Origin of the sequence: Corynebacterium breve (assembly GCF_030252165.1) — a bacterium.
Taxonomy (GTDB): domain Bacteria; phylum Actinomycetota; class Actinomycetes; order Mycobacteriales; family Mycobacteriaceae; genus Corynebacterium; species Corynebacterium breve.
Genome location: NZ_CP126969.1, coordinates 2,327,923 through 2,345,525, shown reverse-complemented (window position 1 = coordinate 2,345,525; position 17,603 = coordinate 2,327,923). Strand labels below are relative to the sequence as shown.

At 57.1% G+C, this 17,603-nt stretch carries 11 protein-coding genes, 1 pseudogene and 1 other annotated feature; of the genes and pseudogenes, 6 read left to right on the top strand and 6 right to left on the bottom strand.

Annotated features, from left to right (window positions below; translation table 11 throughout):
• Window position 1: 1 nt before the first annotated feature.
• Genes pglX through QP027_RS11235 form a run of 3 tightly spaced genes read right to left on the bottom strand, consistent with a single transcriptional unit; the run spans window position 2 to window position 7,659 of the window.
• The gene (gene pglX, locus QP027_RS11245; RefSeq protein WP_284824880.1) at window positions 2–3,589 is read right to left on the bottom strand and encodes a BREX-2 system adenine-specific DNA-methyltransferase PglX; all 3,588 of its coding nucleotides are present in this window, start codon (window positions 3,587–3,589) and stop codon (window positions 2–4) included.
• A gap of 6 nt (window positions 3,590–3,595) precedes the next feature.
• Window positions 3,596–5,422: a hypothetical protein gene (locus tag QP027_RS11240; protein WP_284824878.1), complete on the bottom strand. Its 1,827-nt coding sequence runs from the start codon at window positions 5,420–5,422 to the stop codon at window positions 3,596–3,598.
• The gene (locus QP027_RS11235) at window positions 5,368–7,659 is read right to left on the bottom strand and encodes a protein kinase domain-containing protein (protein ID WP_284824876.1); all 2,292 of its coding nucleotides are present in this window, start codon (window positions 7,657–7,659) and stop codon (window positions 5,368–5,370) included. The genes QP027_RS11240 and QP027_RS11235 overlap by 55 nt, the downstream gene beginning before the upstream one ends.
• Window positions 7,660–7,727: 68 nt before the next feature.
• Between QP027_RS11235 and QP027_RS11230 the strand changes: the two genes are divergently transcribed.
• The 3 genes from QP027_RS11230 (at window position 7,728) to QP027_RS11225 (ending at window position 9,066) form a co-directional block, all read left to right on the top strand.
• The gene (locus QP027_RS11230) at window positions 7,728–7,925 is read left to right on the top strand and encodes a hypothetical protein (RefSeq protein ID WP_284824875.1); all 198 of its coding nucleotides are present in this window, start codon (window positions 7,728–7,730) and stop codon (window positions 7,923–7,925) included.
• A 339-nt stretch (window positions 7,926–8,264) separates the two neighbouring features.
• Entirely contained in the window at window positions 8,265–8,546 is a 282-nt protein-coding gene (locus tag QP027_RS12370) for a DDE-type integrase/transposase/recombinase (RefSeq protein ID WP_432418634.1), read from the top strand.
• 373 nt (window positions 8,547–8,919) lie between these two features.
• The gene (locus tag QP027_RS11225; protein WP_284824873.1) at window positions 8,920–9,066 is read left to right on the top strand and encodes a hypothetical protein; all 147 of its coding nucleotides are present in this window, start codon (window positions 8,920–8,922) and stop codon (window positions 9,064–9,066) included.
• Between the two features lie 7 nt (window positions 9,067–9,073).
• On the opposite strand, the gene QP027_RS11220 is transcribed toward QP027_RS11225, so the two are convergent.
• Window positions 9,074–10,801, bottom strand: coding sequence for an ATP-binding protein (locus tag QP027_RS11220; RefSeq protein ID WP_284824872.1), 1,728 nt, complete (start codon window positions 10,799–10,801; stop codon window positions 9,074–9,076).
• A 153-nt stretch (window positions 10,802–10,954) separates the two neighbouring features.
• On the bottom strand, window positions 10,955–11,158 hold the full coding sequence (locus QP027_RS11215) for a cold-shock protein (protein ID WP_284824870.1): 204 nt from the start codon (window positions 11,156–11,158) through the stop codon (window positions 10,955–10,957).
• Between the two features lie 459 nt (window positions 11,159–11,617).
• Between QP027_RS11215 and QP027_RS11210 the strand changes: the two genes are divergently transcribed.
• From QP027_RS11210 to leuS, 3 genes and pseudogenes are all read left to right on the top strand, one after another.
• Window positions 11,618–12,882, top strand: a protein-coding gene (locus QP027_RS11210; protein WP_284824868.1) for an IS3 family transposase whose coding sequence is annotated in 2 segments (ribosomal slippage) — window positions 11,618–11,909 and window positions 11,909–12,882 — 1,266 coding nt in all. Because the reading frame shifts where the segments join, the coding sequence is not laid out codon by codon here.
• Window positions 11,908–12,039: a sequence feature (AL1L pseudoknot), on the top strand. It overlaps the preceding gene by 132 nt.
• A gap of 287 nt (window positions 12,883–13,169) precedes the next feature.
• Window positions 13,170–13,325 (top strand): annotated as a pseudogene (locus QP027_RS12320) (type IIL restriction-modification enzyme MmeI); the annotation flags it as partial.
• A 208-nt stretch (window positions 13,326–13,533) separates the two neighbouring features.
• The gene (leuS, locus tag QP027_RS11205; RefSeq protein WP_284824866.1) at window positions 13,534–16,377 is read left to right on the top strand and encodes a leucine--tRNA ligase; all 2,844 of its coding nucleotides are present in this window, start codon (window positions 13,534–13,536) and stop codon (window positions 16,375–16,377) included.
• A 37-nt stretch (window positions 16,378–16,414) separates the two neighbouring features.
• Here the strand turns inward: leuS and QP027_RS11200 are convergent, their stop codons facing one another.
• On the bottom strand, window positions 16,415–17,374 hold the full coding sequence (locus QP027_RS11200) for a trimeric intracellular cation channel family protein (protein WP_284824864.1): 960 nt from the start codon (window positions 17,372–17,374) through the stop codon (window positions 16,415–16,417).
• Window positions 17,375–17,603: the final 229 nt, after the last annotated feature.

The following is a 17,603-nucleotide window of genomic DNA, read 5'->3' as shown; positions in this document are numbered from 1 at the left end:
GTTACTTCTCCTTCTCCTTCTTCTTTGTCGCGCGTCGGCGGGTCTTCTGGTCTGGCACGTATTGGTGCAGATCTTCCACAGCGATGCCGCACCTGTCCGCACCACCGTGGAGCAGTTTGGTCAGGTAGTCACCCATGCGCTCGCCCATATCCGGATCGATGTCATTATGCCATTGCATGATCCAGGGTAGTTCCTGCTGCAGCCCGTTCAGGATGCCTCCCAGTACCTCAACTGGAGCGTCTTCTTCCAACCGGTCATCAAACAGCAGGTAGATTGCTAGGCCTTGTTGGAGGTGGTTCCAGCCTGCCCAGCCGATCATGAGCGTCGGGTCATCAGCAGGTGAGGTGCCCGGGTACGCAATAAACCTCTCCTTGGGCACGTCCAGTTTGCCGCGGTGCGCCCATACGTCCGGATACATGTCTGCCGATCTGTAGTTCGGCGGTACCTCCACGTCCTCGCTTGCGCGGGTGCCTGCGTCTTCTTCGCGTTGTTGCTGCCAGGTGCGCTCCCATGCAGCACGCTTGCGCAGGCCACCCTTTTTGTAACGGTGCTCCTTCAGGTAGGGAACCGCTTGGCCTTTCAGCAGGTCGGTGAGCATCTGCAGCGTGGTTGCGTCGCGCTTGCTGTGCCACAGGCGCAGCACGTCCACGAATCCTTGGAAGTCCACTCGCCCTTCCACTTGCCCGGCAAGCTCACCGATGGTGCGTGGGCGCGGCATTCCGTCGGTACGGAACCACAGTGCTGGGGTTTCCAATTTGTCCAGGAGCCAGTCACGCAGCGCTGCGGTGACTTTCTCGTCCCAGGTATCTGATGCCCAGCGGCGTTTGTATTCGGGGCGTTCCAGCAGGTCGATAAACTTGTCGCTTTCCATAAGTTCCAGACGCTTGACGACGACCTCCTGATACCCCTCGTCCCAACTGCGAGGCACCTCTGTGATGGGTGCCGAGTGATGGCGCTCAAACCACGCAGTCTCTTTTTCCCCATCGCTTGCTTCGATGTTGCGAGCGAGCCGGATCTCAAAGGCCCGCTGGCCCAGCGCGATCCCATCTACGTTACCGACTGGCATTGCCAGGTTTTCTTCGGTGAGGCCGTAGAGGTGGTAGACAGCCCAGTCGAGTTCTTCCTGTTCAGCGATCATGAGATGACGGATCCGTGTGTACTCCTCATGCGCCTTATTGATCAGCTCCTGCGCTGGGGCCTCCTTCTGGAACAGGTTATCAGGCTCCCAGGAGTCTAACTCCTGTGCCAGCGTATCGATGCGCCGTGCACGCTCGGTCACGTTGCCATCAGGCAGGGGGAACCGCTTCAGCGTGGTTCCCGTGAACTCGAAGAATTCGTCAAAAAGCTCATGACGAGACTCCTGATTTACACCGCCGATTCCTTTTCCATGGCTGTTTTGTTTCAACCAGAACGCAGCCACCGACGAATTCAGCACCCCAAGCAGCTCTAGGTGGTCGTCCTCCGTCGCATGCTCGGGCAACTTGATCACCGGTGCCGACTGTTTAAACACCTTTCCGCCACGATCGAGAACGAAATGGTTGTGTGTGGCCACGAAGGCGAATGCGATTCCCAGATTCGTTACGAACCGTTTCCTATAGAACTCCGCGAGATCGATCCAGCGCATCCGCCGCTCTTCAGGGGTTTGACCAAAAAGTCTTCGCGAACGCAACACTGGTCGCCAAGTCCAAAGGTCCTGTTTGAGATTGGGATCAGGTTCGACATCCATCGCAGTTCGAAGATCATACGGAAAAACGGTGCAACTGTCGGATTGAAGCCTATAATCTCGTACACCTTGGCCAATTACCAACGGAATGTGCTGGTCCAACCTACTCGTTTTAAAAGAGAAGCGCGGTCGATAAAAATAAGCATCGGCACCACTGGAAACCGTCCTGCCGATCTCGTTAGTCAGGTCTCCAATCTCTGACTTTCGTGCAACATCGATAGAGTGCGAGAGTTCGGGTGCAGCGCCACCTTCAAGGCTCCACGGGTGTTGCAGAGCGAAGGAGGAAGGCAGATCCTTCACGGAGAGGAAACGGTTTTCAAACCCAGGCTTATCGATCGCCTGCACAATGGATTGCCACACCTGCCCCTGCTCAGAGTCTTCGGGAACGCCTGGTTCGCCTTCGATGCCGAGAACACCGCGGATGGTTTCGGTAGTCTGTTTGATATTGCGCCCAACCAAAATCACTGTCGGGGTCCCATGGCCTGGGATATATGCACCTGAGGAATCAATGATTTCACGGAGCTCGACCTCGTCGAAGAAACGTTCCATGAGTGGTTTTCCGAACTCACGCTGCATAAACGAGTTAGACGTAATTTGGCCGACCCAACCCAGGGCGCTACTTGCGTCCTCGCCTTTGGCTAGGCGGAAAAACTTCACCATAAACGGCACGGTCAGTGCATAAGTGCCTTTGCAATATTGCTTGTAGCGGCTGCGGATGCGTTGGTTCTGTTTAGGGTCCTTTGGCGTGATGTACGGCGGGTTGCCGATGACTACGTCGTATTTTTCGGAGCGCAGTATCTCGTTTAGAGCCGCAGGATCCTCAGTGGAGTAGGCGAATGGAGCAATACCCAACGCACCAGAATCGCCGTCGAGGGGGAAGTTGCCACCATCGTCAGAGCCAAACAGCAACGAATCACCCGTCAAGATGGTGAACGGGATGTCCATTTTCTCTGGGATGTAGGTCTCTTGGAGGGCCTGAATATACTGAACCACAAGGCGGAACTTGGTGATCGCCACGGCGAACGGGTTGATGTCCACACCGTGGATGGCGCGCATCGCCTTCTTGGCGTGGACGCGACGTTCACCCGCCGGTTCTAGATCACGCCACGCCTGAAAGAGTCGCTTGAAAGCACCGATTAGGAAGTGGCCGGAGCCACAGGTGGGGTCGATGAGCTTAAAGCCCTCAAGGGGGCGGTCCTGCAACGCGGGGGTCAGGGTACGGTCCAGGATGAACTCTTCGACAAATTCCGGGGTTTGGCGCAGTGCATATTTCTTGCGCGCAAACTCCGACAGGTTCTCGTAGAGATCGCCGAGGTAACGGGTGTCCAAGTGTTCGTCGTTAAGCGAAATGACCTTGCCTTGTGCACCTACTGTACGCCAAAACTCAACAAGCACCTTGGTGCCGTCCTCGCTGGGCGCGTAGATGCGGTAGGCGGCGTGCTCGTCAACAAGCCCAGCTGTGGCATCCACCTTGCCAAGCTCCGCGAAGCACGCCTCCAGATAACCGCGATAGGACAACTCCGGGTGGGCGCGGTAAAGCTGCTGCTCGTAGAAACGAGCGGCGTCGCGCAACTCATCGGTGTAGCCAGACAGGAACACCCGACCAGGGCCGAAAAGCTCATTGTCCTCAATGAAACGAACAAACACCGAAGTAACTACCCAGCCCACAGCGGCATGGGTTAGTTGCTCATCCTCCCAGTCCTCAAAGGACACGCCAACGCGCTCGGCCTTCTGAGCCTTGGCGAAGTCGCCGCGGAACATGGCCATGTCCTCGGCAGAAGCGTGGAGCGTGGTGCGCATGTCGTCGACAAGCGTGGCGACGACCGGCTTGAGATGAGTGGTGAGATCGGATGCTGCAACAACCATGGCTACCTATGCTTTCACTAACTGATTGGTGCTGGACAAAGAAATACTGTGGCCCTCAATCTCCAGGCCATGGGCCGAGGAATGCGCCTCCTCCGGGATAACCACCCAGATCGCCGACCTGTTGTGGTTGGCAGTGATATCCATATAGCGCTCCAAGAGATCCTGGTTGCCGTAAGACACAAGAATGGAAATATCAGTGAGAATGACAGCCGGGGCAGTCGTGTCTAGTGCCTCATCGAGAACTTCCTGGGACCACTGGCGCAAGATCGCATGCATCTGTTGCGCATGCTGCGGAGTGTCAGCGGCAAGCACGTTAATCAGCTCCTGTTCACTCGACGCCACCTGGTCCAACTTATTGAACACAGCGCGTGTGACATCAACGTGTGGGACATCGAACTCCTTTACGAGTTCCTCAACGATTGCGCTGGTGGAGTGGAGGTTGGTAGCCACAAAACGGAACTGGCGCTCCGGGATGGTCGCTTTCAGCATCGCAATAAGATCGCTGTAACCCTCCGCCTGGATTTGCGCCAACGTTGCAGAGGTAGGCACGCGCGTCTCAACATATGTAACAGTGTCTTGCTTTGGCAAGATGTATTCGGAACGCTGTCCGTCGTAAACCATCAGCGGGCTCTGGGTCTGGACTAGGGTGTCCAGCTCAGGGTGCTTGGGTAGTTCCGTGAGCTCCGCCTGCGGGAAGCGAGTGTTGATCAGATCCTTCAGGTCCTTACGGCTGATGCGCTCGGCCGTGCGCGGGAATACGGCGGCTACAAGCTGGGCGGCTGTCATATCCGTGGCGTACACATCGCCAGTAGGTGTAAGGGCCACCTTATTCAGCGCGGTGGTGGCCAGCTCTGGAAGCATGCTCAGCTTGAACGGGATGGCACTGGGCTGGATGTGTAGAGAGGATGCCGTGGCTTTAGTGAGCAGGTTTGTTAGCTGCGAGGCTGGGATAATGCCACTGGGTGCCTGCGCGAGTGCGTGCTTCACAGAGTGGGCCAAGTCATGGTGCAGGGTGCCAAAACCGGGAGGATTGGCCAGCGCGATAAGCGTCTGTGTAATACCGCGGCGTAGCGAGACAAACTGACGCTGCTGGCCCGGATCCTGTTCCTTCTCCAGAGAGAGTTGAACTAGGCGGATAACACCGAGAAGGGTACGGGTCTGATGGTCGGCTACATCGTCTGGGAAAAGCTTGCTGACTGCCGGGGCAAGCTCAGCTGGCGTAGCGATGCCACCATTGCCCTTAATCTCATCCTTAAGTGTCTCGCGAACCTGCTCATACACGGTTGCGAGTTCGTTGGTGGATGCCCACAGCTGTGGGATCTCCTGGGTGATCTGCGGGATTCTGCCAGGGGTGACGTTTAGTGATTTAGCATACTGCGCATTGGGCGCGAACGGATCCGCAGGGGCACTGTCCACCACGCCAAGGACGCGGGAGACAAACTTACGCTGGGAGCTGTCTTTCTTTCCTGCGTGCGCGCGCAACTCGTCGACCAGGTGAGCCAGCCCAGTAATCGGTGCCTGGTTATCCGGTGTAGGGATGACCGTGGGCTCGGAAGGAACCGACGACGTGGATGGCTTCTGAGGGCTTGTTGTGGTTCGTTCTTCGAGCTTCTGAACTGCACGGAGATCCGCCAAGAGCTGCTTCGCAGAATCCGCTCTTGTGGCCTTATCTTTGGCGAGGTTCTTCCGAAAGAACTCGCCCAATGCCTTCGCTTGGTTAGGCCTGCCCGGGAACAAGTCTTGGAACGCGGTATCGGCGAGCAAAATTTGGCCGTCGGTCAGAGCTGGCAAAGTGTCATCGTCCGAGTACACAGGGAATTCACGCGTAGCCAACTGGTACAACACCACCGTGACGGCGTAGCGCTCCGCATAGCTATCAAACCGAGGCCGCTGCGCGCCCAAAAAGGGTCCCGGTACTGAGCTGTACCGGCCTCAATAGCTGTAAGCGGATCCTTAGACAAAGAGAAATCAAAAAGGGACAGACGCATCTCACTAGGTTTTCCAACGACACCCAGATTAGATGGCTTAATATCCCGGTGGAAGACACCCGTTTCCTCTAGCGCAACGAGGATCTCCACCAGTTGGAGACCGAGCATCCAAAACTGCTGCCCCATCGGCATGGACGACCCGAGAACGTCGGCAAGCGTACGGCTGCCGCACACGCTCAGCAACAAACCGTAGCGGCCATGCTGCAATTTCAGTGGACCCTCAATGAGCTGGACAAAGCGTTGCGGATTGACTGATTTAGGAAGCTTCTCATGGATCTCCTGGATGGTGGCCGCCTCCCCGTCCAGGCGCCCATGTTTGTCTTCATCAAGAGCAACCTTGAGAACCCGCTGGTCAGCGTCAATGTCCTGCAGGTCAGTAACCAGGAGTCCACGAGCTGTGGAACCGGCTCCCAGAACCTCATCCACCCGAAATCTGTCATTTATCTTTGCATTCAGGGCAGGGTTGGCAGGATCGGCCACGTCTGAAACTCGCTCATCCGTGACTTCCTGCAAACGCTGAATGAACGCGCGCACCGGGTTCGGCTCATCATGGGCAGAGTTAGGTTTACGCACCGCCTTTGCACGCTGCGAGGGCTGCGCGGCCGTAATTCCCCGGACCAAGTGGCGGAACTCTGGTTCGACCTCACTGCCGGTCTCTCCTAAATCTAAACCACCGGTGATGCGCAGTTTCTCAATGAGTGCGAGGCGGTTGTGAGCCGGCATCGTGCCGTTGGCAATGATGAAGTATGCCAAAGCTCCGATAGAGAACAAATCCCCTAACCGCTTGTCACTGCCCTCCGGGTAATACTCCGGCGGGAAGAACATGTCATACATATCGTCGACAAGCTGGGACCGATGCGGTGTAATAGTCAACCCCGCAGTCTGGGTGCCCTCCCGCTCGATCTGGCCGGCGGCCGTCCACCCTGTCACACGCGAGACCACGCGGCCCTCGGCCAACGCTTTCCGATCTACCAGTACCGAATTAGGCCCCAAGTTCCGGTGGCTCAGATTATTCTGATGCGCGTAATCTACTGCCTCCGCAATTTGCTGAATCAACTGTACTTGCTGCTCGGCCGTAAAACTCACACCGGGCAAAAGCCGATCTAACGGCTCAAACTGGCCGGTGCCACGGGGGAACACCATCACAATCATGTTCCCCTGGTTGAAAAAGTTATCGGGCGAATCGATCCGGTCATGACGCAGTTCACGCAAACGTTGAAATTCACGTTTTTGCAGGTTGTACTCATATTTGAAGCTAGCCTCTTGCGTATCCGGGTTGAGAGTGATCACGCGCAAGAGGGCCTTCAGGTTGTCGTCGTCACGCCTGTGAGCGGAGTAGAAGCGGACTGAATCGTATTCGTCCTCTACCTCGTCGAGGACCCAGTCACCAAGATGCTTATTTTTGCGGGAGAACCCGGCAATGCGGTCCATTGCCTGCGCAAGGATGATCTTGCTCTGATCCTCAATAATCTCGCGGCGAGAATCAGTTGGTGCAGTAGTGATGCACGAACCGATGCCCTGAAGACGTGGATCCTGAATGGGTGAGTGAGAATCAGTGTCTAGACCATAAACGTTCTGTAGACCAATGTCTGACACTCCGGAAACGTTGACCCGAGGATTCGTCAGAAACACAACACCCTGTATCCACGGCACGCGCTGCTCAACGCGCGAAACGTCAATCCCCACCTCTTTAGCAGCCTTGACCACAGCTGCAATCTCATTCTTGAAACGGGAGACTAGGACACGTGCCTTCGACTGCGTCGTCTTCACCGGATGGCGCTGCGAGTACGGGAGGCCAGTGCGCGGATGGACCTCCAGCTGGTGATCATTGCCCGTAATCACACCAGACCAGTCTTTCAACTCCACAACATAGATCCCTGCGCGACCGATGACCAGCGCGTCAACCTCATAATCCTGGCCGTCGTTGCCAGTGAACTGGAAATTGGTCCACACCCTGTATGGTTCTGCATCCGGTACGGCTCGCGCCAAGGCTTTCAGGCCACGTTTTTCGTGGTCGAATTGGCTAGGGGAGACAGCATTCCACCGTTCAGACCGCTCTTCCACGCACTTTGCCCTTTCCACCTATCCAAGACTAGATACCTCAACGTATACCTAAGCTGTCCTACATCGTAACCTCCAACACTTGGCTCGTGTTGCAAGTGACTTGGGTTCCTAGTATTTTTCACCGACTGACGATGGACGGAAAAGTCGCCAGCCCCGTTGCCGCGACGGAAAGTGAACGCACGCCTGCTGAAGGGCTCTCCGATGCCGAGCGTATCCGCATGCTGGAACGCGAGAATGCCAAGCTACGGGAAGAGCGAGAGAAACTGTGCAATGCGGCTCAGTAGTTCGCGGAAGAGACGAGCTGGTGAACCGCTTTCAGTTCGTTGATGACCACCAAGGCCTCTACGAGGTCAAGCAGTTAGGTGAGGTCCTCACGATCAATCGTTCCTCCTATTGCAAGTGGAAATCAGCTGCTCTTGCCCGCAGACGATGCGTTATTGAGAACGGGGTATGGGGAGCAATAATCACAGTGGCCATCAACTCGGATCCGACCAGCGACAAGCGCCTCAATCACACGCACACAGCCAGGCTGATGCACCAGTTGGCTTTGTTCGGCTACACCAACAAACGCCGCTTAAAGACCACCCACCGGGTCCGCGAAACGAGCTGGGAGGTTTCCGGACCTGTTCAAACGCCGTTTCACCGCGGAGAAACCGAACACGGGCTACGTCGGCGACATCACCTACCTACTGATTGCGGACGGGTCGAATATATACCCGGCTACGGTCATCGACTGTTTCTCGCGGCAGATGACTGGTTTTGCAATCGCAGAGCATATGCGCACGGAGTTGGTTGGCAAGGCACTCATGATGGCCCACAGGGGCCAAGGTGGGGTCGACGGGGCGATTTTCCATTCGGATTACGGCAGTGTCTATACCTCTGATCGGTACCGGAGACTGTGTTAACGCCTCGGTGTTACCCGATCAATGGGAGTAATCGGCACAAGCGCAGATAACGCGCTGGCGGAGTTGTTTAACGCCGTGCTGAAATGGGAATTCCGTCAAGACGGGCTTGTTTTCGAGTGTCGCCGAGACGTGTTCCGCTGGTCTAGAAGGTCCACCACAAGGCGCTTGCTCTCGTGGGGTGGTTATCGCTGTCCGAATGCCTTCGAGACCGCTGAAGCAGCAACACTCAATAACGCATCTTGATTAAAGCCCAGTGTCCACTTTCCGGGGTTCGGGCCCATTTGTCGTAAAGTAGCGACGATCGCGGCCAGTGCATTGATATTTGCAGGCAGGGGAGCATGAGATCACTAGCCCGAAAATCGTCGCGATACCCATGGATTCCGGCAACCTGACCTGCGATATCTCCGTCCGCGAGATGAGGTGCTCCTCCCCGAACAATGCCACATTCTTCGAAGCTGACCGCGCTGTTTGGGATGAGTACGCCCCAACGCTGACGTCCTGGTTCGACTGGCGGGCTTAGCCCAGGGTCATTCCCCCGCTGTGTTCGATGCCAGGAAATAGCGCACGATTCTTCCGTCTGCAGGGTCCTTGTCCGTAGCAACGCTCCCCTGGTCTTCCAAGTGCCTTAGGACGCGGTAGGTTTGGGCGTCGGTAAGCCCTGTGTCTGCAATCAGCTGCTTCCTGCTGACGGGGGTTGCCCTGCTGCGGAGAGCTGTTAAGACGATGTCTGCAGGCGACCTATTGGGAGTAGGGAGCGTATCAAAAGCGAATGAAGGTTGAACTGGATCTGTCTGCAACTCATACGCGGTGCTACGCCCTGCGCCGGTTTTCCGGACGAGACCGAAGTGGACGAGCTGCTGTAGCTCGTCGCGTGCTTGGACCGAATCCATGGGGAACTCTGAGCGATATGCAGCGTTTGTGATTTCATTGCCCTTCTTCATCGCGATCAACGCGTGTTTTTGGGCGACCGTAAAGTGCTCGCCACCAGGAAGACTGCTGATCCAGGAAAGAGCGTCGGTGTCGAGCATCGTAGAAGACGACAAGAGTGCGCGGAACTTAATCACCTCGTCTTTGAAGAATGGTTCAGGCAAGAAAGCTTCCCGCAAAACGCGCCTTACCTCAGGAATGCCGGTAGCGTGTCCCTCAATGACGCGTCTGCCACTAGGCGTGGTGATGGCAGAACACATTCGATAGAGGATTGCGTTTCGCGCGCGAGGACTTGTCTTCCCGAGCTCTTGTTCAGTCAAACCCCACAATCCTCCGGGATTTTCGACAATTAGCTTCGCGGGCAACTTCACCACCATAGGGAAGCTCCCGAAACTTGCGGGTGACAAGTCGCGATGCACCAGCGCATTTGCGACGACCTCACGAACCGCTACAGCCGGCAGCTCCGGTGCATTAAAGCCATGACCTTGATGAAAAGCGATCCCGTGCATCAGGTGTTTGTGGACCCAATCAGTGACTGCGTCCAAGAGGTCAGGAACCGGACCCGAGAACTCGGTCTTATCTGTAAGGCGTAGCGCAGAGGATTGCCCCGCATCGGGACGAGCGTGGGCCTTCACCGTTAGGTGCGGCAGAAACTGTTGCGGATGAATCCCCATCGCATAGATAGCGGCGACGGTAGGAAAACCAGTTTCGTGGTCAATAACGTTGGTGCGAATCAAAAGTTCTTCTCGATCCATCGAACGAAGCCGATGCGATTCATTTAGTTGTGCTTCCAGGTACTGATCGAGGAGTTCCGGAACCAAGTCCCTTTGCACAGAGGCACCTTCTACGGGGGCACGATCATGGATCGGCTGTGCGCGCTGGCTCACAAGATACAGTTCTTCTTGTTCGCTGAGCTTGTAATCGCCATCGCCAGAACGCGTAAATGCAGGGCCGTGAATTCCCACTCGAAACGGCCGCAGGTCTGATGGTTGCGGGGGCACTACGCAAGCGACGATTTCCTTGCCGCCTATTGACGCAATGTCTACAGCGCCAAGCTGAACTGGCGGGTGGATTCTCTCGCGAGCTTTCGCCGCCACTCCTGCGGCGATCACCTTGGCATCCGACACCCCAACCAGCTGAAACTCTCCATCGACTTCTGCCAAGCCAAAAACGATGATCCCGCCCTCGGGCATGTTGGCGAACGCGCTTAGCGTCTCGTCGGTGGTATCCGGTAGCCCTCTGCGGGCATCCTTGGCTTCAACATTCCAGGTATCTGTGCGAGCTTCGATGAGCAGTTCCACCAGTTCAGGTATGTCGTCAATGCGCATGGGGAAAGTATATTGCAATGTATATTGCAGTGCAATGAATCAAAATGGAAATGCAATATACTTTTCGAGTGCTGGGGGACCAGGGGGTCGTCGCAAAGCAAAAGACCGTCACACCACTTGGTGTAACGGTCTTTTAGAGGCTTGAGGTGCGGCTTAGATAGCGCGAACCTGCTGTGCCTGTGGGCCCTTGGCGCCTTCGCCAACCTCAAATTCGACCTGCTGGCCTTCTTCCAGGTTGCGGTAGCCGCCACCCTGGATTTCCGAGAAGTGAACGAAGAGATCTTCAGAGCCATCGCTAGGAGCGATGAAGCCGAAGCCCTTGTCGCCGTTGAACCATTTCACAGTTCCCTGTGCCATATTAATACCTATTTTTCTTGAGGTGATGCTACGAGCGAAAGCATGATTCACTAACGCTGCGAGTCGTTTGAACTCCACGACTTTCAAAAACCTCTGCAACAGTGTGCTTCAAGCTTTTTCAACCGGGGCTCGCGTTAACATTTCCTGCGAGCGTATAAACACTGTGCATTAAAACCGCGACTGATGACTACTATGCCACGGATCGGACGAATCGGGGTAACGGGAGCGCCGTGGGGCTGATGAGACCCCGTGACCCAACAGCTGAAGATAGAACTTCTGAACGCGAGTCTTGGCAGTCAATCCAGGTTGTTTTCGATCAATATCTGGGCGAGCATTCCACCCAGCATGCAATCGTGAGTAGGGAGCTTGACCATCAAAAGGGTCCTAATGGCTAACGAGCGCAACTGAGGCGGCCTGGGTTGGTCGGAGACTAGATTTTACCCTAGGAGGACGATCAGCATGGCACGACCCAGCAAGTACGACACCGCCACCCAACAACGCGCGGTACGCATGTACTTCGAACGTCTCGAAGACGGCGACATCTCCAAAGCAGCCGCCCGCCGAGAAATCGGCGAACTACTCGGCGTAAAGGAATCCACCCTGCGCAACTGGGTCCGAAAACAAGAACAACAGGAACAAGCACCCCAGCCCGGCTCCCTGTCCTACGAGCAGCTCCACGCCGCCTACGAGGAGCAGGCCAAGGAAGTCGCCAAACTGCGACGAGCCAATGACATCCTCAAGACGGCGTCAGCTTTTTTCGCCCAGGCGGAGCTCGACCGCAAACTTCGGTAGTCGTGGATTTCATCCGCACCTACCGGAACCGCTTCGGGGTCTGGCCAATCTGCGAGACCTTGACTGCCCACGGCATCGCGATTGCCCCGAGCACCTTCTACGCCCACCAGTCCCGCGGCTTCGGCCCCACCGGAGCCGAACTCGACGAAGCGTACGCCGCCCACCGCATCTACCGACTGTGGGAGGACAACCGCAAGGTCTATGGCCGGCGCAAGCTCTGGAAAGCAGCCATCCGTGACGGCATGCTTATTGGTCGTGACCAGGTGGAACGACTGATGAAGATCACCGGTATTCGTGGTGTGTCCCGCGGGATGCACCGCAAGAAGACGACCGTGGCCAATCCTGCGCACCGCCGGCACCCAGACCTGGTGGACCGTCGGTGGACCTACCCCTGGCATCCGGATCAGTGGTGGATCGCGGACTTCACCTACGCCTGGACCAGGGAGGGCTTTTGTTACGTCGCCTTCATCGTCGACGCCTACTCGCGGCAGGTCCTCGGCTGGGTGGTCACCACCGTCATGGACACCAGGATGGTGCTCATAGCCCTGGAACACGCGTTGTTCAGCCGCAAACGCACCCGCATGGATTTCACCGCCACCGGCATCGTTCACCATTCGGACGCTGGGGCGCAATACACCTCGCTGGCGTTCACCGACGCGCTGGCAGACGCCGGACTCCAGGGCTCGATCGGCTCGGTCGGTGATGCTCTGGACAACGCGATGATGGAGTCGACGATCGGGCTGTACAAGACTGAGCTCATCGACGTCGATCCCGCACGCACATGGAGGGATGCCCGGGAGGTCGAAACGGAAACGGCCTCGTGGGTCTACTGGTACAATCACCAGCGTCTGCACTCGTCGATCGGTGACGTTCCCCCGATCGAATACGAGCAGGACTACGAGGACATCAACACCGCACGAAAAGCCCAGTAAGGCTTTTACCCGTAGTCTCCACAAAACTCAGGCCGATTCATTGAGCCTGGCGACAGTTTGTTTGAGCCGGAATTCGTAGAACGGTTCTTCCTTTAGGAGCCGAACCATCAGACTAGGAATTCGATCACTGTGCTTCTTTAGCCATTCGAGGACGGCTTCTTCTGTGTCCTTCTTCCCGTACTCGAACTTGGTGACCTCATAGGGCAGAAGATCATCGATGTAGGTAAAAAGTACTCGAAGCCCGCGCGCTTCACCCCGAACGCCCGCTTGCGGACCACTACAACCCATTAGCCATGGCCCCAGTGCTTTTGAAGGCCCACGATGACTTTGACCGAGATGTTGATATAGCGATGGGCGCGACGAACAAACTCACAACTGAGCGACAACGGCAGGAAATCCTATTTGCAAGCTACTCACGAATGAGCGAGAGCATCGATAAGTAGATTGTGTCAGTAATAGATCACGGACAGATATGCGTAGAACTGGTGGCTCCGCCGTTTAAACTGAAATGGCGTTAACGTGTAGTCATCTTTGGTATTTCGCACTGCAGTCGTAGGGATCCTCGTCGCTAAGCATCCAATCACCTCAAACATCCAAACCCACCCCACCACAAAGCGCACCCCCGCAACCTCCCTACTACACTGTTTAACCATGACTAACGCGCAAGAGGGACCTGCTTACCGTTACACGGCGGAGCTTGCAAATATCATCGAGAACAAGTGGCAGAAGTACTGGGCGGACGAGGGTACATTTAACGCCCCGAACCCGGTCGGCGATCTTGCCACTGATGGCGAACTGCCGAAGGAAAAGCTCAACGTCCAGGACATGTTCCCGTATCCGTCGGGCGCTGGCCTGCACGTGGGCCACCCGCTGGGCTATATCGCCACGGATGTTTACGCGCGCTACAACCGCATGCTCGGCAAGAATGTCCTGCACACGCTGGGGTATGACGCATTCGGCTTGCCAGCCGAGCAGTACGCGATCCAAACGGGCACGCACCCGCGCGAGACGACGATGAAGAATATCGAAAATATGCGTCGTCAGCTGGGATCCCTCGGCCTGGGCCACGATATGCGTCGCTCCGTCGACACCACCGATCCGGAGTTTTACAAGTGGACCCAGTGGATCTTCCTACAGATCTTCAATTCCTGGTTCGACGAAGAGCAGCAAAAGGCTCGCCCAATCGCCGAGCTGATTAGCGATCTCGAAGCAGGCAACCGCAAGACCAAAGACGGCCGCGACTACGCCACCCTTACCCCTGAGGAGCAGCGCAAAGCAGTCGACGAATACCGCCTCGTCTACCTCTCCGAGTCCATGGTCAACTGGTGTCCTGGCCTGGGCACGGTGCTTGCGAACGAGGAAGTCACCGCCGATGGTCGCTCCGAGCGCGGCAACTTCCCTGTCTTCCGCAAGCGCCTGCGCCAGTGGATGATGCGCATTACCGCTTACTCCGATCGCCTTCTCGACGATCTAGACCTGCTGGATTGGCCAGACAAGGTCAAGGCAATGCAGCGTAACTGGATCGGTCGCTCCCGTGGTGCTGAGGTCATCTTTTCCGCTGTTTCTCGTGATAGCGAGGAACGAGCTATCACCGTGTTCACTACCCGCCCCGATACCCTCTTCGGCGCAACCTATGTGGTTCTGGCTCCGGAACATGAGCTCGTCGATGAGCTCACTGCGGACCAGTTCCCTGCCGACACCGACGACCGCTGGACCTACGGCGCGCAGACCCCAGCCGAGGCGGTCGCCGCGTACAAGCGTGACATCGCTGCGAAGTCCGACCTGGAGCGCCAGGAAAACAAGGAAAAGACCGGCGTCTTCCTGGGCACTTACGCCACTAACCCAGTCTCCGGCGAGGAAGTCCCTGTATTCATCGCGGACTACGTGCTCACCGGCTACGGCACGGGCGCGATTATGTCGGTGCCTGCTCACGACGAGCGCGACTACGAGTTCGCCACCGTCTTCGGCCTGCCCATCGTGCCGGTGCTCGAAGGCGGCAACATCGACGAAGCGGCCTTTACCGAGGACGGCCCGCACATCAACTCCGCAAACGACAAGGGCCTGGACATCAACGGCCTGAACAAGCAGGACGGCATCGAGGCCACCATTGAGTGGCTCGTTGCGCACAACAAGGGTGTTGCCCGCATTCAGTACAAGCTGCGCGATTGGCTCTTTGCCCGCCAGCGCTACTGGGGCGAGCCGTTCCCAATTGTTTATGACGAGGACGGCAACGCTCACCCACTGCCAGAAGACATGCTGCCGGTTGTCCTACCAGAGGTTGAGGACTACAAGCCTGTGTCCTTCGATCCCGATGACATTGATTCTGAGCCTTCCCCACCATTGGCAAAGGCAACTGATTGGGTGAACGTCACCCTTGACCTTGGCGATGGCCCGCGCGAGTACACCCGCGACACCAACGTCATGCCACAGTGGGCGGGTTCATCTTGGTACCAGCTGCGCTACATCGACCCAACCAACAACGACGAGTTCTGCAATATCGAGAACGAGCGTTACTGGACCGGCCCGCAGTCCGAGAATGACCCTGGTGGCGTGGATCTCTACGTTGGCGGCGTGGAGCACGCAGTGTTGCACCTGCTGTACACCCGCTTCTGGCACAAGGTGCTCTACGACTTGGGTCATGTGACCTCCAAGGAGCCGTACCGTCGCCTGTTTAACCAGGGCTACATCCAGGCTTACGCCTACACCGACTCCCGCGGCGTTTACGTCCCGGCAGCCGAAATCGAGGAGAAGGACGGCAAGTTCTTCTACCAGGGCGAAGAGGTCAACCAAGAGTACGGCAAGATGGGCAAGTCCCTGAAGAACTCCGTCTCCCCTGACGAGATCAGCGACGAATTCGGCGCCGACACCCTGCGCGTCTACGAGATGTCGATGGGCCCGCTGGACACCTCCCGCCCATGGGCAACCAAGGACGTTGTCGGCGCGCACCGCTTCCTGCAGCGTCTGTGGCGCCTTGTCATCGACGAAGACACCAGCGAGGTCCTCGCCTCCGATGAGCCACTCACCGATGAGGACAACAAGCAGCTCCACCGCACCATCGCGGGTGTGCGCGACGATTACGAGCACCTCCGGGATAACACGGTCGTCGCAAAGCTCATCGAATACGTCAACTACCTGACCAAGACCTACCCTGGTCCGGTCCCAGTTGGCGCCGTCGTGCCGCTGGTGCAGATGGTCTCCCCTCTCGCGCCGCATATCGCCGAGGAACTTTGGTTCCGTCTCGGCGGCGAAGACACCATCACCTTCGAGCCATTCCCTGATTACGACGAGAAGTGGCTTGTCGACGACTCCATCGAGGTCCCCGTCCAAATCAACGGCAAGGTCAAGGCGCGTATCAACGTGCCAACCGATGCGTCGAAGGAAGAGATCGAAAAGATCGCGCTTGCCGACGACAAAGTGGTCGAGCTGACCACCGGCAAGAACATCGTCAAGACGATCGTTGTCCCAGGCCGCATGGTCAACCTGGTGGTCAAGTAAAAGCAGAAAGCGCCCTCCGTGTGGAGGGCGCTTTTCCTTATGCTCGCCCGCGTCTGAGCTTCAAGGTCTCGCGATTGTTTCGTTGATCCGGGGCATCCATGTATGCCTTGTACGGCGCATCGAGGAACTCTTCCCTGCTGGTGTCGTCGCTGACTTCCTCTCGGACCTGCTTCTCCGTGAGGGTCTCGTCGGCCACGTCCTCTTGGGCATCTTCCTGCGACTCTGCGGCGGACTTCTCCATCTGCTTGTGTCGCCACTTGCGCAGCCACTTCGGCTCCACCTCGCGAGCAACCTCTCTACCGGCCTCCTCCACAGGGCTTAGCGCCTGGCGCAGCTGGCTGCCAATGGAGTTTAGCGGCGCGAAATCCTGGCGCGCCGGAATGTACCAGCCCATCCAATACGACAGCATCGCCAAAACAAACGCCAAGATCGGGGACAACACCATGCCAACCGGCTCTCGGTCAGCTTCGAAGAAGGCGATCATAGCCACCGACGCGATCGTCGCCGGAATCACGTACATCTGCTGAGACGTAAACAGCGCCGGAATCTTGCCAATGCAAATGTCTCGCAGCATGCCGCCACCCAACGCAGTGAGCACCCCCATGAACACACACGAGATCCATGGGAGTCCATAATTCAGCGCCTTGGTCGTGCCGGTGACCGCCCAGACTCCTAAGACCACCATGTCCATGTGGAAGCTGGTGAGGTCCCACAGCCAGCCGCGCAACAGCGTGAGCCACGCAATCAGCGCCCCAGCCAGCGCCAACAGCAGATACTCCTGGCTTCTCATCGCAGCGACAGTGCCTTGGCCAATCAGCATGTCGCGGAGCATGCCACCACCTAGCGACGAAACTAGGGCCATGATGAAGAAGCCGATGATGTCGAGGTTGTACCTCCTAGCAACCGTTCCGCCAACGATCGCCGCCAAGAAGACGCCAATAAGTTCAAGGGAGTGGTAGATGTTCTGGATGAGTGGATCTACGTCATCAATGTTCACTCACGCGAGCGTAAACAATAATTGACAAGTTTTCCATTATGAGACTGTGTTGGGCTGGCTGTCGCTGGCCACTCCGCACGGCCGCTGCCTAGTGGCCCCGGCCGCTGCGCCGCTGCGCCGCTGCGCCCCTCCGCCGCTGGCCCCTCCGCCGCTGGCCCCTGTCGCCCACCGGCCGCAAACTGACCTTTACAGACTGACCTTTACCAAGTGGAGCAAAGTGGGCCACTCG

Excerpts from the sequence above, each read along its gene's own strand:
- leuS (WP_284824866.1), top strand. The coding sequence starts at position 13,534 with ATGACTAACGCGCAAGAGGGACCTGCTTACCGTTACACGGCGGAGCTT.
- QP027_RS11225 (WP_284824873.1), top strand. The coding sequence starts at position 8,920 with ATGGATTCCGGCAACCTGACCTGCGATATCTCCGTCCGCGAGATGAGG.
- pglX (WP_284824880.1), bottom strand. The coding sequence starts at position 3,589 with ATGGTTGTTGCAGCATCCGATCTCACCACTCATCTCAAGCCGGTCGTC.
- QP027_RS11220 (WP_284824872.1), bottom strand. The coding sequence starts at position 10,801 with ATGCGCATTGACGACATACCTGAACTGGTGGAACTGCTCATCGAAGCT.
- QP027_RS11215 (WP_284824870.1), bottom strand. The coding sequence starts at position 11,158 with ATGGCACAGGGAACTGTGAAATGGTTCAACGGCGACAAGGGCTTCGGC.